We start from the raw sequence: 14,354 nt of genomic DNA, 5'->3' as shown, positions 1-14,354 counted from the left end.
CGGCCTCACGCGGCCTGCGCCACCGGCGCGGGCGCGAGGAGGTGCTCGACCACGTACTCGGCGTCGGGACGCATGCCGACGAGGGTCGGCGACATCACCGAGTACTGGAACGGCAGGCCGACGAACGCCAGGCCTGGCGCCGCCTCGACCATGCCACGCCGGTGCGCGACCGACCCGTCGGCCGACAGCACGCCGGGCACGTCGATCCAGCCGAAGTCCGGCAGCGAGCCGGTGCACCACGCGACGTTCGCGACGTCGAGCGTCTCGCCGGACTCGAGCAGCGGCATCCCGTCGCGCACCCCCGCCACGCGGGTGACCTGCGCGATCCCGGCCCTCACGAGGTCGCGGGTCTTGTTGCGCACGAGGTTCACGCCGTGACCGCGGTTCGCCGCCAGGAACGCGCGCCCGCGTTCGGTGTCGATCGTGGTGGCGCGCAGCCGCCGCAGGAACAGTCCCGACATGAGGTTGCCGATCGGGGTGTCGATGTCGGGCGGGATCTGTCCCGGGTGACGCCCCGAGATCGTGGTCGGATGACCGGATGCCGCCGCCTCGAGTGCGATGTCGGTGCCCGAGTTCGCGGCGCCGACGACGAGCACGGCGCCCGGCTCGAGGTCCTCGGGACCGCGATAGTCGAGGGAGTGGACCTGGTGGATCGCCGGGTCGAGGTCCGCGGCGAACGGGGGGATGACCGGCACGCCATGCGCACCTGCGGCCACGGCCACGTGCGTCGTGACGATATCGTCCCCCGTCGACAGTGCCAGCCGGAACCTGCCGTCGCTCTCGAGCGAGAGCCTCTCGACCCGCGTCGAGAGGCGGATCGGCGCGCCGATCGCGACCGCGCAGCGCTCGAGGTAGTCGCCGAAGCCGACGCCGGTCGGGTACTCGAAGAACCCGATGCCGAGGCGCATGCCGGGCAGCTCGGCCCAGCGCCGCGGCGTGAACAGCCGCAGCGACCGGTACCGCTCGCGCCATGTGTCGCCGACGCGGTCGCCGGCGTCGATGATCTCGAACTCGACGCCTCGCGACGCGAGCAGCTGGGCGGTGTGAAGGCCGGCGACGCCTGCGCCGATGACGACGGTGTCGAGGGTGGTGGTGTTCATGATTGACCTCCTGCCCTCACGGTAGGAGCGAGGCGGAGGGGCCGGCATCGGCAGAAATGACCATTTCCCGCGCTTCAGGTGCCGGCCGCGACCCCGTGCTCGAACGCCCACGCCGTGGCCGCCGAGCGGCTCGGCACGCCGAGCTTCGCGAGGATGCTGCCGACGTGCCTGGCGACCGTGCGCTCGCTGAGGAAGAGGTGCTCGGCGATGCGCCGGTTCGACCAGCCCCGCGCGACGAGCGAGAGCACCTCGCGCTCGCGGCGGCTGAGTCCGGGATCGGATGCCGCGTCCCGCGCCGCCGCGACACGCTCGAGCCGCGCGAGGTCGGGGATCGCGCCGAGCCCCTCGAGCACCCCGCGCGCCGCGTCGAACTCGAGCTCGGCGCCCTCGGGGTCGCCGATGTCGCGGATCGCGGCGCCGATCGAGATCCGCGTGAGCGCGGCATCGTACGGGGCGTCGAGCCGGCGCCACGCCGCCCACGACGTGCGCAGCAGCGCGAGCGCCTCCGCCGCACGGCCCTCGCCGAGGGCGACCTCGCCGTCAGCCCGCGCCGACAGCGCCCTGAGGTACAGCGTGTCGAACGCCGCGGCGCACGCCCGCAGCTCGTCGGCGGCGTCCACAGCCTCGGCCAGGCGTCCGCGGTCGAGCGCCACGTGCACCGCGGCCGCCAGCAGCTCGGCGCGCACCGCCGGCTCGTGGGGTGCCGAGCGCGCCGCCTCGAGCCCCGCCCACGCGCCGCCCAGGTCTGCAGTGTCGCGGTGCAGCAGTGCGAGCCCCGGCTGCACCTCCCGCCCGAGCGCCGCGGCGCGGCGGAAGGCCTCGCGCGCGGGCGCCGACCGCCCCGCGACCCGGTGCAGATCCGCCGCCCGGTACCAGGCGTTCGCGAGCGTCTCGCCGCGCGTCTCGGTCGCGCACACGTCGTCGATCGCGCTCGCCGCGGCCCGCCACTCGCCGCCGAGCTGCATCACACCCGCCCGGTGCAGCGTGCACTCGCCGCGGAACGGCTCCAGCCCGTGCTGCGCATCGCACCAGTCGCCGAGCTCGCGCGTCCACACCCGCGCGCGCTCGATGTCGCCGCGGCCGAGCAGGCTCGCGATCGCCGCGCAGTACGCGGGGCCGGCCGCCCGGTCGCTCACGCGCCCGTCGGCGATCAGCAGCATGACGCGGTCGATCTCGGCGAACGCCTCCGCGATGCGCCCCGTCGCGAGGAGCGCGCGGCCGAGCCCCATCGTGCCGAGGGTGACCGCATCGGCGTCGGCCGCAGCATCCGCTCTCTCGATCGCCCCGCGGAAGAGGGGGATGGATGCCTCGGCCTCTCCCCGCGCGAACATGCCGACCGCGACGCACAGGGCGCGGGTGGCGTCGGTCGCGGGTGTCGCGCCGTCGCGCGCGCACAGCTCCATGAGCCGGCCCATCCAGGCGCCCGCGCGCACCTCGTCGCCGTGCTCGCTCAGCGTGAAGCCGAGCCAGAAGACGCAGCGCACCGCCGCGGCGAGGTCGCCGTCGTCGAGGTAGCGCAGGTGCGCCCGCTCCCACGCGCGCACCGACACGTCGTCGCGGCCCACGAACCAGGCCGCCTGGCCGAGCTCGTCCAGCTCATCGCCGGCCAGCGCGGCCTCGCGTGCGGTGAGCTCCTCGAACCGGCCCGTCCAGTCCACGACGCCGGCCTCCCGGATCGCCATGCGCACAGTATGGGCGCGCGCTCAGGCGCCGACAAGCCCCGGCGCCCGCGGCCGCGGGCGCGAGGCTCGAAGGGTCAGAGCTTGGCGTCCTGCTTGGGGATGAAGACCTGCTTGATGATGAGGAGGATCGACGCCGTCACCGGGATCGCGACCAGGGCTCCGAGGAGGCCGAGCAGCGTGCCGCCGACCATCGCACCGATCACGACGAGGGCGCCGGGCACCGAGATCGCCTTGTTCATGACCTTGGGCGTCAGCACGTACGCCTCGAGCTGCATGTAGATGAGGTAGATGATCGCGAAGATCAGCGCGGGCACCCAGCCCGTGAAGAGGGCGATCACGGTGGCGGTGATCCAGTACAGCACCGAACCGATGAGCGGGATCAGGGTGATGAGGAACGCCAGCACACCCATGAGCGCCGGGAACGGCAAGCCCAGGAACAGGTGCAGCAGGAACGCGATCACCGAGTTGCAGAACGCCAGCACGACCATGCCCATGAGGTACGCGCCGATCGAGTCGGTGATCTGGTCGGTCATGGCCGCCGCCTTCTTGCGGTTGCGGGCGGCGACGAAGCGGTTGAACGCGACCTTCATGTTGGGCAGGCCCGCGAGGAAGTAGAGGCTCAGCACCAGCACGATGATGAGGCCCGAGATCGTCGTGCCGACGCTCACCGCGAAGTTGACGACGCCGCCGCCGATCGCGGCGATGTTCGCCGGGTTGGTGAGGAACTTCTCGACCTGGTCGGTGATCTGCCCCACCTGCGAGCCGAACGTGTCGCTGAGCCAGCCGTAGAAGTCGGATTTCTGGAAGGTCGCGATGGTGCTCGGCAGGTCGCTGAAGAACGCGGTGATCTGCTTGATGAGGGTCGGCACCACGAGCAGCAGCACTCCCGTGAGCACCAGTGCGAACGCCGTGTAGACGATCACGATCGCCCACGGCCGCGAGACGTTGTGACGGCCGAACCAGCGCACGACGGGGTCCAGACCCAGTGCCGCGAACAGCGCGAAGACGACGTAGATGATGATCGTCGAGAGGTTCCAGAATGCCAGGCCCAGGGCGACCGCGGCCAGGGCCCCGAGGGTGAGCACGAGGCCCAACCGGAACGGGCTGTTGAGGTTCGCCCAGAAGGTCTTGCCCGCGGGCGCCTCGCCGGTGAACACCGGCGCTTCGACGTCGGCGGCGTCCGCACCGTTGACGGAGGCCGCGGGGGCGGGCGACTGGGCGTCCGTGCCCGCCGCAGCATCGGCGGAGAGCGGCTCAGCAGCCTCGGCTGCGGTGGCACCGAGGGTGGGCGAGGCGTCGGTCATGGGACACACTCTAGGACTGCGGAGTGCGCGCGACGAGATGTGCGGGGCAAACTTCACCCGGATCGTGTGACCCCGCGTCATCCCCGGGGGAGCGGGCCGAGCGCTCGGGTATCGTCGAGGGGCGAGAAGGAGCGCCATGACCGAAGACCCCACGACGACGCTGGCCCGGCTGCGCAGCAGCATCGACAACATCGACGCCGCCCTGGTGTATCTGCTCGCCGAGCGCTTCAAGGCGACCAAGCAGGTCGGCCATCTGAAGGCCGAGCACGGCATGCCGCCGTCAGACCCCGCCCGCGAGGAGCAGCAGACCGCGCGCCTGCGCAGCCTCGCCGAGCAGGCCGACCTCGACCCCGCCTTCGCCGAGAAGTGGTTCAACTTCGTCGTCGCCGAGGTCATCCGCCACCACACCGAGGCGGCCGACTCCCGCTGACCCGCACTGTTTCACGTGGAACATCGAGGGAATGGATGCTGCCACCCGGCGTGATCGCCGGGTGGCAGCATCCATTCCCCCTCTGATTACGGGATGGTGCGTCGCAGGGTCAGGTACGAGAACCCCGCCAGGACAGCGATCAGCACCAGCGACCACAGCGCCACACCGACCGGGCCGAGTTCTGCGAGCCATGTGAAGAACGCGACCCACGCGTTGCCGAGCCCGACGACGAACAGCACGGCGACGAGCAGGAGGCCCACGCCGACCAGCGCGATGGTGAGCCCCAGCGAGCCCCAGCGCTTGTAGATGGTCGCCGTCCAGAAGCCGACGACGAAGAACAGCGACGCGACGGCGAAGTAGAACAGTCCGGCTCCCGCGGGGCCCGACGCCCAGATCCAGTCCAGGCGGAAGAACCAGCCGTTGATCCACCACCCGCCGGTCGCCTCTTCGAAGAGCCCGCCCACCACGAAGATCGCCGCGAGGATGAGAGACGTGAGGCCGGCGGTCAGGAGCGTTCCCAGGTAGAACTCCCGGCGCGTGATGCTCATCGCCTGCGAGAACGGGAAGCTCAGCGTCAGTGCGTACACGCCGACGATGAGGAAGTACCACAGCGGCGCCTGCGCCCCGCCTCCGTAGAACGGTCCCGGCAGGCCCGAGCCCGCGAGGATCCCGTAGATCGCGAGCGCGATGGCCAGCGATCCGCCGAGGATGATCAGCGGCAGCCAGATGTAGGTCTGCCGGTTGATCAGCTGAAGGCGGACGACGTTCAGTGTGCGGCTCATCGGAGGGCTCCTTCGTCGACGGCGGTGGCTTGCTCGGCGGAGTGCTGCGTCGTGCGCACGATCAGCTGCTGCAGCGAGACGGGGGCGACGTCGAGGCCGGCGGCCGCGAGGCGCTCGCGGTCGGCGAGCGACAGCGCTCCGAGGACGGTGACGGATGCCACGTTCCCCAGGCTCTCGCGGTGGATCACCTGGCGGTCCGCCACGAAGGCGGCGACGGCGCTCGCCTCACCCACGATGTTCGCGGCACGGTTGCGCACGGCATCCGTCTCCTCGTCCATCACGATGCGGCCGCGGTCGATCACGAGCACGCGCTCGATGAGGTTCGACACCTCGTCGATCAGGTGGCTCGAGAGGATCACCGTGCGCGGGTGCTCTGTGTAGTCCTCGAGGAGGCGGTCGTAGAAGATCTGACGCGCGACCGCGTCCAGACCCAGGTACGGCTCGTCGAAGAACGTGATCTCGGCGCGCGAGGCGAGGCCGATGATCACGCCGACCGCCGAGAGCTGACCGCGCGACAGCTTCTTGATGCGGCGCTTCGTGGGCAGCTGGAAGTCCTCGATGAGCTGCTCGGCGAACTCCTGGTCCCAGTTCGGGAAGAAGAGCTGCGCGGCCGCGAAGGCGTGACGGGGCAGTGCGTCGTCGGGGTACTTCTGGCTCTCGCGCACGAAGCACATGCGCGAGAGCGCCTTCGCGTTCTCGTACGGGTGCATGCCGAAGATGCGGACATCGCCCGACGTCGCGAAGTTCTGCGCCGTGAGGATCGACATGACGGTCGTCTTGCCGGCGCCGTTGCGGCCGAGCAGGCCGTAGATGGTGTCCTTCTCGATGGTGAAGCTCACGTCGTCCACCGCGACGACGTCGCGATAGCGCTTGGTGAGGTTCTTCACCTCGATGACGTGATTCCCGGTCGTCATCGTGGGTTCCCTTCCGTGGTGGTCGCGATCTGCGCCGCAGCGCGATCGCGGATGAGCAGTTCCAGGTCGTCGGGCCCGAGCCCGAGCTTGCGGGCTTCGGCGAGCAGCGGCTCGACGAAGCGGTCGGCGAAGACGGTGCGGCGCTCGGTGAGCAGCAGGTCGCGCGCGCCCGGCGCGACGAACATGCCGATGCCGCGCCGCTTGTACAGCACGCCCTTGTCGACGAGCATCGCGACTCCCTTCGCGGCGGTCGCGGGGTTGATCCGATAGAAGGCGGCGAGCTCGTTCGTCGACGGCGCCTGCGCCTCTTCGGCGAGGCTTCCGTCGATGATCGCGTCCTCCACGCTCTCGGCGATCTGGAGGAACAGCGCCCGGCCTTCTTCGATCACATCCGCTCCCTGTGTGTTGGTTAGTTACTTGACTAAGTAACCATGGAAGTTGGATGCCGTCAACCCCCGCCGTGCGCCGGACCAGGGATGTCCGCAGGCGGCCCGCGGCGCAGCGAGGCGTGGTATCACGCGGGCGCGAGGTAGCGAAACGGCCGGTCGGTGTCGAATTTGCGGCCCATGCGGGCGCATGAAACGGTGGATGAGGCCCTTCACTGGGTCCACCCGACCAGTCCGCGGTCGCTGGTGACGCCTGAGCGTCAGACCGGCGAGCGTATGGTCGGCGGCCGCGGCGCGGATCCGACATCCGCTGCAGGAACGGCCGCCACCCGGGCGCGACCGATGCAGTTCCCCGCACCGGAGCTGCCGAGGTGCACAGTGACCATTCCGCCTGCCATCGAGGCGCGAAATCTCTTCAAGGTCTTCGGGCGCAATCCCAAAGACGCCATCAAGCGCCTGCGTGCGGGCGCCACCCGTGCCGACGTGGCCGACGCCGGCTCCGCCGCCGTCATCGACGCGAGCTTCACCGTCCAGCCCGGCGAGATCTTCGTCATCATGGGCCTGTCGGGCTCGGGCAAGTCCACCGTCCTCCGCATGCTGAACGGGCTCCTGCCCCCGACGGCGGGGGACGTGTTCGTGCAGGGGCAGAGCGTGACCAAGGCCTCCGCGAAGGCGCTGCGCGGCATCCGTCAGCGCTCCATCTCGATGGTGTTCCAGCACTTCGCGCTGCTGCCGCACCTCACCGTGCTCGACAACGCCGCGTACGCTCTCGAGATCCAGGGTGTCGGCCGTGACGAGCGCCGGGCCCGGGCGCGCGAGATCCTCGAGAAGGTCGGTCTCGCCGACCGCGCCGACGCGATGCCCGACGAGCTCTCGGGCGGCATGCGCCAGCGTGTGGGCCTCGCCCGCGCGCTCACGTCGGGCACCGACATCCTGCTGATGGACGAGGCGTTCTCGGCGCTCGACCCGCTCATCCGCCGCGAGATGCAGGAGCAGCTCGTCGAGCTGCAGCGCGAACTCGGGCGCACGATCGTCTTCATCACGCACGACCTCAACGAGGCGATGTTCCTCGGCGACCGCATCGCGGTGATGCGCGACGGGCGCATCGTGCAGAACGGCACGCCGGAGGAGATCCTCACCGACCCCGCGAACGACTACGTCGCGCAGTTCGTGCAGGACGTCGACCGCGCCCGCGTGCTCACCGCCGGCTCCGTCATGGCGCCGCCGGTCGCGACGACGCCGGTCAGCGCCGGCGTCCGCGGGGCCCTCCGCGTCATGCGCGACCTCCAGGTCGGCTCGGTCTCGGTGATCGAGAGCCGCCGCTACCTCGGGTCTGTCACCGACCGCGCCGTCATCCGCGCCGTCAAGGACGGCCGCACCGACCTGCGCGCGCTCGTCCGCAACGGCCGGCCCGCGGTGCACGTCGACGACCCGCTCACCGACGTCGTGGAGCGCGCGGTCGAGAGCCCGGTGCCCGTCGCCGTGATCGACGACGCCGGGCGCCTCGTCGGCACCATCCCGCGCGTGACGCTGCTCGCCGCCCTGGGCGACGTGCCGCCCGTGACCCGCGAGAACCCGATCATCGACGTGCCCGCCACCGTGCCCGCGAGCGTCATGACGCAGACCATCGAGGGCGTCGGCCTGCCCGCGGCGCCCGCCGCCACCTCCGCGCCGGGCGGCCGGGCCGCCGCACCCACGGAGGTCGGCGCCCACGAACCCGCCGTCGCCGCGACGGAAGGAGCCGCCCGATGAACGACCTGTTCCGCCTGCCCCTGGGCGACGTCGTCGAGACCGGCGTGCGCTGGGTGATCGACGCGCTCGGCGGCTTCTTCGACGTCATCGCCGTGCTCTTCCGCGGCCTCTACGACTGGCTCGACGCGTCGCTGTCGAGCCCGCCGTTCTGGGCCGTGATCCTCGTGATCGCCGCGTTCGCGTACTGGTCGAAGGGCCTGATGCTCGCCGTCGGCAGCGCGCTGGGCCTCCTCGTCATCGTCGCGGTCGGCCAGTGGTCGAACGCGATGGATTCCCTCGCGCTCGTGATCCTCGCCGCCGTCGTGGCGATCGCGATCGCCGTGCCGCTGGGCATCTGGGCCGCGCGCAGCGACCGCGTGTCGAAGACGCTGCGGCCCGTGCTCGACTTCCTCCAGACGATGCCCGCCTTCGTCTACCTGATCCCCGCGATGCTCATCTTCGGCGTCGGACCGGTCCCCGGCATGGTCGCGACCATCGCCTTCGCGCTCGCCCCCGGCGTGCGCCTCACCGAGCTCGGCATCCGCGGCGTCGACCCCGAGATCGTCGAGGCGGGCCACGCCTTCGGCGCCTCGCCGGGCCGCATCCTCCGCCAGATCCAGCTGCCCCTGGCCCTGCCGAGCATCATGGCGGGCGTCAACCAGGTCATCATGCTGAGCCTGTCGATGGTCGTCATCGCGGGCATGGTCGGCGCCGGCGGCCTGGGCGGCCAGGTCGTGCAGAGCCTCAGCCGCATCGACATCGGCCTCGGCGTCGAAGCGGGTCTCTCGGTCGTCATCCTCGCGATGATCCTCGACCGCGTGACGTCGGGCTTCTCGCAGCCGCGTGCCCGCACTCCGCGAGCAGCCGTGAAGAGCGGGAACTCGGATGCTGCCACCCCGGCACCCGCGACCGCGACGTCCGCAGAAGCCGAGGCCGCAGCATCCGTCCCGTCCGAATCGTCCGCCGAGCGCCCCGCGCCCGTCCCGGCCTGACCCGACAGGAGAGAACCACATGACCAAGCGACGCATCATCGCCGCAGGCCTCGCCCTGGCCGGAACCGCCGCCCTGCTCGTCAACGGCGCGCTCGTGCAGACGGGCGTCGGCGGCGGCGACGACAAGGGCCACCTGACGATCGCCGTGTTCAACGGCTGGGACGAGGGCATCGCCGCGTCCGAGCTCTGGAAGGCGGTGCTCGAGGAGAAGGGCTACACCGTCGACCTCGAGTACGCCGACCCCGCCGCCGCGTACACCGGCATCGCGAAGGGCGACTACGACCTGACGCTCGACACCTGGCTGCCGCTCACGCACGCCGACTACATGGAGACGTACGGCGACGACCTCGTCGACCTCGGCGCCTGGAACGACGAGGCCAAGCTCACGATCGCCGTGAACGAGGACGCGCCCATCGACTCGCTCACCGAGCTCGCCGCCAACGCCGGCGTGTTCGGCAACCGTCTCGTCGGCATCGAGGCGGGGTCGGGGCTCGTGACCGTCACGCAGAACGCCGTGATCCCGGGGTACGGCCTCGAGGGCATGGAGTTCGTGACGTCGTCGACGCCCGCGATGCTCACCGAGCTGCAGTCCGCGACCGACGCGGGCCGCGACGTCGCCGTCACCCTGTGGCGCCCGCACTGGGCGTACAACGCGTTCCCGCTCAAGGACCTCGAAGACCCCGACGGGCTGCTCGGCGACGCCGAGGGCATCCACACGGTTTCGTCGAAGGGGTTCGGCGACGAGTTCCCCGAGATCGCGAAGTGGCTCGAGGACTTCCGCATGGACAACGAGCTGCTGTACTCCCTCGAGGACGCGATGTTCGGCGAGTACGACGGCGACGACTACGGCCCCGTCGTGGCGAAATGGATCGCCGACAACCAGGACTACGTCGACAGCCTGACCCGCTGACGTCCGGCCGTCATGCCCGCACCCGCAATAGGGTGTGGGCATGACGGTGGCCTTCGTTCTCGGCGGCGGGGGTGTGCGCGGCGCTGTCGAGATCGGCATGCTGCGGGCGCTTCTGGAACGAGGCATCCGTCCCGATGTCGTCGTGGGCACGTCGATCGGCGCGATCAACGGCGCGCTGGTCGCGAGCGACCCGACGCCGGCGGTGATCGAGCGCCTGCTCGACGCGTGGACGTCTCCCGAGGCGAACGCCGTCTACGGCGACTCGCTGTTCGCGCAGTTCACGCGGCTCGTCAAGACCAAGACGCACCTCAACTCGCCGGCGCCGCTGCAGCACCTGCTCGAGCGGGCGCTCGGCGCCGACACGACGTTCGAGGACCTCGCCGTGCGGCTGCGCGTCGTGGCCGCGAGCATCGAGCGTGCGGCCGAGCACGTCTTCGAATCGGGGCCGCTCGTCGAGGCGATCCTCGCGTCGGCCTCGGTGCCGGGTCTCCTGCCCCCGACCCGCATCGGCGACGAGCACTTCATCGACGGCGGGATCGTCAACTCGATCCCCATCGAGCAGGCTGTCGAGGTCGGCGCGACCACCGTCTACGTGCTGCAGGTGGGGCGCATCGAGACGCCGCTCGTCGCTCCGAAGTCGGCCGTCGACACCGCGCGTGTGGCCTTCGAGATCGCCCGTCGTCACCGCTACGCCCGCGACGTCGCGACGCTGCCCGCGGGCGTCACCCTGCACGTGCTGCCGAGCGGCGGCGGCCTCGACGGCGACGATTCGCTCATGTCGTACCGCCGCATGGACACCGTCCACCGCCGCATCGAGGCAGCCTACGACGCGAGCCTCGCGTTCCTCGCCGAGCGCGCGCTGGGTGCCGAGAGCGAGGATTCGTGATGCGGATGCCGCCCACCTGGGTGCGCCGCATCCTTCTCGCGCCCCTCGTGATCGTGGCGGCTCTCGTGATGCTGGCGTTGACGCCGTTGTGGCTGATCGTCGCGCTGGCGCTCACGTCGCTCGTGCCGGGACGGTTCCGGCTGCCGCGCGTGCTGTGGCTCGTGACCGTGTACCTGCTGTGGGACGCGATGCTCGTGATCGCCCTGTTCGCCCTCTGGATCGCCTCGGGCTTCGGGTACGCGCTGCGCCGGCCGGGCTTCATCACCGCGCACTACACGCTGGGAGCGTGGGCGCTGCGCGTGCTGTTCTGGATCTTCGGCGGAGTGCTGCGGCTCACGATCACCACGACGGGCTCCGACGACGCGGACCCCGCGACCGGCCGCGCCGCCTTCGAAGCGCTCTTCGCACCCGGCACGCCGCTCGTGGTCGCGAGCCGGCACGGGGGTCCGGGCGACTCGTTCATCCTCATCCACACGCTGCTCAACGAGGTCGCACGCCGGCCGCGCATCGTGCTCAAGTACACGCTGCAGTGGGACCCGGCGATCGACATCCTGCTGCACCGCATCCCGGCGCGGTTCATCGTGCCGTCGGGGTTCGGCCGCGGGCGCAAGGGCGGCGGCGCGTCGGTGGAGGCGGCCCTGGGCGACCTGGCCACGGGCCTCGGGCCGGAGGACGCCTTCGTCATCTTCCCCGAGGGCGGTCAGGTCAGCCCGACCCGCCGGCGCTCGCGCATCAAGCGACTGCGTGACGCGGGGCGCGAGGCGATGGCCGAGCGGGCCGAGGCGATGACGCACGTCATGGCCCCGCAGCCGGGCGGGATGAACGCCGCACTGGATGCCTCGCCCGACGCGGACGTCGTGTTCATCGCGCATACGGGCCTCGACCGCCTGCACACCCTGCGCGACATCTGGCGCGAGCTGCCGATGGACAAGGGCATCACGATGCGCGCGTGGCGGGTGCCCCGGTCCGAGATCCCCGACGACCTCGACGCCCGCGCGGCGTGGCTCTTCGACTGGTTCGCCCGCATCGACGGCTGGATCGACGCCCACCCCGAACTCGCCGCCTGACGCCGAGGCTCCCGGAGGGTCCGGACGTCCCGGAGGTCAGCGGTGCGGCTTGGGGTGCGTCACGCGGCCGGGGGAATCGCCGTTGGTGCGAGACGGCACCGGCCACGTCCCGGCAGCCGGAGGCGGCATCGTGCTCGGGCGCTTCGGCGCGAGCAGGGGCTCGGGCTCGGGGGCGGGCACGGGCGACGCCGGGGCCTCCGCGCGGGGCGGGGCCGCAGCATCCGTCCCCGTCGTCGCGGGGGAGGAGACGGGACCGAGCTCGAGCATGACCTTGTTCTCGAGCACCTCGATCGCCTCGTCCGAGATCGAGATGAGGCCGTCGAGCTCCTCGCGCACGCGGCGATAGGCGAGCTGGCGCTCGGCGGGCGTCGCGGCCTCGTCGATCGCGACGGTGAGCAGCTTCTTGGCAGTGGTGAGGCGCTTGCGCTCGTCTTCGGTGAAGGTGGAGTCGCGCAGGCGCCGCGCGTCGCGCTCGGCGACGTCGAACGCGACCTCGAAGTCGGCGACGGCGTTGCGGTACTCGGCCAGCTGCTCCTTCGACAGGCGCGCCTTCGCGGAGGCGGGACGCAGCCCGTCGGCGATGCGCTTCGCGCGCAGGAACGCGGCGGTCAGCGGCTGGCGCCCGTCGCTCATGGCGGGGAACGCGATGATCTTCGCGACGTCGAGCTCGTACTCGAGCCAGCGTGCGGTGACGGCGTCGTGCGTGGCGAACAGGCGCTCGAGCTGCGTCGTCTGCGTCTCCCTCGAGGCGGTCGCCGACCCGCCCTGCGCCGACGCGACGGTCGCCGTCGCGGCGGTGATCGGGGGGAGGGATGCCGCGGGCACCGCCTTGCCGCGGGCCGCGGCCTGGGCGGCCTTGAGCTCGGCCTTCGCGTGCATCATCTCGAGGCGGCGCTTGTGGCGCATGCGCGCGCCACGCTCCCAGGCATTGCCGACCATGCCCAGGACGCCCATGAGCGGGAACACAAGCCACCAGAAGCTGCCCGCGAACTGCCAGAACTGCTCCACACAGTCATGCTAACGGCCGCTCGCCGCCTGGTGGTCCGGCTCAGGGCACCCTGCCAGCGGGCGGCTCGCTCCCGCGGGGCGGAGGGATCCGCGCGATGAGCGCGGGAAGCCGGTCTGCGATCTCGGCGAGCACTGCGGCGGCGGCGGTGAGCCCGGCCGCGGCAGTGGCACCCGCAGACGACGTGCGGGCCGAGCCCGGGACGCCGGCCTGGCGCTCGGCCTCGGCGAACGTCGCCTCGAGGTGGCGCACCGCGACCCGGTACTCGAGGAACTGCTGCGGGGTCACGCGGTCGCGCAGGGTCGGGCGCTTCGCGAGCGCCTCGCGCTGTGCGCGCAGGAAGACGACGGTGGCGGGATGTCGCGGGTCGGTCATCTGCGGATGCGCCAGCGCCAGGTCGACATCGGTCTCGTACGCGAGCCAGCGGGTGTTCACGGCGTCGTGCGCGGCGCACAGCCGGTCGATCGGCAGCGGGTCGGTGGGCGACGCGGCGCGGTACTGGGCGTAGCCGGCCTTCACGCGGGTGCGGCTCGCGCGGAGCGCCAGGGACGCGGTCTTCTCGTCCTGCCGCGCGGCCTGCAGCTCGCGCCGCGCCTCGGCGGCGTGTGCTGGCGGGACGGACGAGCGCGACTTCGCGGTCAGCAGGTCGGCCTGCGCCGTGCGCAGACGCGCCTTCGCGGCGACGAGGTCGCGGTACGCCTGGGACTCCTCGGCGCGCGCGGCGTCGAGCTCGAGGCGTCGTGCCCGGCGGTTGCGTGTCGTCATGCCCGCATAGGTCGCCGCTCCGGCGCCCACGGCGGCCGGAGCGATCCACCACCAGCTCGAGACGATGAGGAGGAAGGGCTCCACCCTGCCATGGTAATCGCGATATAGCGCAATTGTCGCCGGGAGTCCGCTGACATCTCGGCGGCCGGCATCGACGTCAGCCGAACAGGAGGGCGAAGACGGTGGCACCACCGCCGACGAGGATCAGGGCGACGATCGTCACCCACGCGATGATCTTGACGCGCCGCTGCCGGGTGTCGTTGAAACCGCTGTACTCGTCGTCGTCCGGCGCCATGCGTCCAGTCTACTGACGGGTTCGGGGCGCGATTCTTCCGTTGGGGCGGAGAAATCGCGCCCCAACGGAGAGAATGCGCCCCAAACCAAAGGGGGTGACGCGGG

General features: G+C 71.4%; 15 protein-coding genes. 6 read left to right on the top strand and 9 right to left on the bottom strand.

Features of this window, described 5'->3' with window-relative positions; translation table 11 throughout:
* Positions 1 to 5: 5 nt before the first annotated feature.
* The 3 genes from ACFC1I_RS06645 to ACFC1I_RS06635 form a co-directional block, all read right to left on the bottom strand.
* Entirely contained in the window at positions 6 to 1,100 is a 1,095-nt protein-coding gene (locus tag ACFC1I_RS06645) for a flavin-containing monooxygenase (RefSeq protein WP_376007239.1), read from the bottom strand.
* Between the two features lie 74 nt (positions 1,101 to 1,174).
* A complete protein-coding gene (locus ACFC1I_RS06640) occupies positions 1,175 to 2,782 on the bottom strand; it encodes a LuxR C-terminal-related transcriptional regulator (RefSeq protein WP_376007237.1) in 1,608 nt (535 codons plus the stop codon).
* Between the two features lie 74 nt (positions 2,783 to 2,856).
* Positions 2,857 to 4,086, bottom strand: a complete 1,230-nt coding sequence (locus tag ACFC1I_RS06635; protein ID WP_376007235.1) for an AI-2E family transporter — start codon at positions 4,084 to 4,086, stop codon at positions 2,857 to 2,859.
* 136 nt (positions 4,087 to 4,222) lie between these two features.
* Here ACFC1I_RS06635 and ACFC1I_RS06630 point away from each other — a divergent pair, with 136 nt between their 5' ends.
* Entirely contained in the window at positions 4,223 to 4,516 is a 294-nt protein-coding gene (locus ACFC1I_RS06630) for a chorismate mutase (protein ID WP_376007233.1), read from the top strand.
* 86 nt (positions 4,517 to 4,602) lie between these two features.
* On the opposite strand, the gene ACFC1I_RS06625 is transcribed toward ACFC1I_RS06630, so the two are convergent.
* The 3 genes from ACFC1I_RS06625 to ACFC1I_RS06615 are packed head-to-tail and all read right to left on the bottom strand — an operon-like array spanning position 4,603 to position 6,601.
* A complete protein-coding gene (locus tag ACFC1I_RS06625; protein WP_376007231.1) occupies positions 4,603 to 5,298 on the bottom strand; it encodes a hypothetical protein in 696 nt (231 codons plus the stop codon).
* The gene (locus ACFC1I_RS06620) at positions 5,295 to 6,212 is read right to left on the bottom strand and encodes an ABC transporter ATP-binding protein (RefSeq protein WP_376007229.1); all 918 of its coding nucleotides are present in this window, start codon (positions 6,210 to 6,212) and stop codon (positions 5,295 to 5,297) included. Before ACFC1I_RS06620 ends, ACFC1I_RS06625 begins: the two co-directional genes overlap by 4 nt.
* Complete coding sequence (locus ACFC1I_RS06615; protein WP_376007227.1) at positions 6,209 to 6,601, bottom strand: GntR family transcriptional regulator; 393 nt, start codon at positions 6,599 to 6,601, stop codon at positions 6,209 to 6,211. The genes ACFC1I_RS06620 and ACFC1I_RS06615 overlap by 4 nt, the downstream gene beginning before the upstream one ends.
* Before the next feature lie 339 nt (positions 6,602 to 6,940).
* Here ACFC1I_RS06615 and ACFC1I_RS06610 point away from each other — a divergent pair, with 339 nt between their 5' ends.
* Genes ACFC1I_RS06610 through ACFC1I_RS06590 form a run of 5 tightly spaced genes read left to right on the top strand, consistent with a single transcriptional unit; the run spans position 6,941 to position 12,184 of the window.
* Positions 6,941 to 8,350 carry a glycine betaine/L-proline ABC transporter ATP-binding protein gene (locus ACFC1I_RS06610; protein ID WP_376007225.1) on the top strand — a complete coding sequence of 470 codons (1,410 nt, stop codon included), beginning with the start codon at positions 6,941 to 6,943 and terminating at the stop codon, positions 8,348 to 8,350.
* Entirely contained in the window at positions 8,347 to 9,321 is a 975-nt protein-coding gene (locus tag ACFC1I_RS06605) for an ABC transporter permease (protein ID WP_376007223.1), read from the top strand. The genes ACFC1I_RS06610 and ACFC1I_RS06605 overlap by 4 nt, the downstream gene beginning before the upstream one ends.
* 19 nt (positions 9,322 to 9,340) lie before the next feature.
* Entirely contained in the window at positions 9,341 to 10,231 is an 891-nt protein-coding gene (locus ACFC1I_RS06600) for a glycine betaine ABC transporter substrate-binding protein (protein WP_376007221.1), read from the top strand.
* 40 nt (positions 10,232 to 10,271) lie between these two features.
* Positions 10,272 to 11,117 (top strand): patatin-like phospholipase family protein, encoded by an 846-nt coding sequence (locus ACFC1I_RS06595; RefSeq protein ID WP_376007219.1) that lies wholly within the window; start codon positions 10,272 to 10,274, stop codon positions 11,115 to 11,117.
* Positions 11,117 to 12,184, top strand: a complete 1,068-nt coding sequence (locus ACFC1I_RS06590; RefSeq protein ID WP_376007216.1) for a 1-acyl-sn-glycerol-3-phosphate acyltransferase — start codon at positions 11,117 to 11,119, stop codon at positions 12,182 to 12,184. The genes ACFC1I_RS06595 and ACFC1I_RS06590 overlap by 1 nt, the downstream gene beginning before the upstream one ends.
* Before the next feature lie 36 nt (positions 12,185 to 12,220).
* On the opposite strand, the gene ACFC1I_RS06585 is transcribed toward ACFC1I_RS06590, so the two are convergent.
* The 3 genes from ACFC1I_RS06585 to ACFC1I_RS06575 form a co-directional block, all read right to left on the bottom strand.
* Positions 12,221 to 13,192 carry a hypothetical protein gene (locus tag ACFC1I_RS06585; RefSeq protein ID WP_376007214.1) on the bottom strand — a complete coding sequence of 324 codons (972 nt, stop codon included), beginning with the start codon at positions 13,190 to 13,192 and terminating at the stop codon, positions 12,221 to 12,223.
* A 40-nt stretch (positions 13,193 to 13,232) separates the two neighbouring features.
* The gene (locus tag ACFC1I_RS06580; protein WP_376007212.1) at positions 13,233 to 14,039 is read right to left on the bottom strand and encodes a hypothetical protein; all 807 of its coding nucleotides are present in this window, start codon (positions 14,037 to 14,039) and stop codon (positions 13,233 to 13,235) included.
* Positions 14,040 to 14,112: 73 nt separating this feature from the next.
* Positions 14,113 to 14,250 carry a hypothetical protein gene (locus ACFC1I_RS06575; protein WP_376007210.1) on the bottom strand — a complete coding sequence of 46 codons (138 nt, stop codon included), beginning with the start codon at positions 14,248 to 14,250 and terminating at the stop codon, positions 14,113 to 14,115.
* Between the last annotated feature and the right edge of the window lie 104 nt (positions 14,251 to 14,354).

The organism is Microbacterium sp. NPDC056044, assembly GCF_042267145.1.
GTDB lineage: Bacteria > Actinomycetota > Actinomycetes > Actinomycetales > Microbacteriaceae > Microbacterium.
Note: the sequence above shows the minus strand (reverse complement) of the source record. Positions and strands in the feature narration are given on the sequence as shown.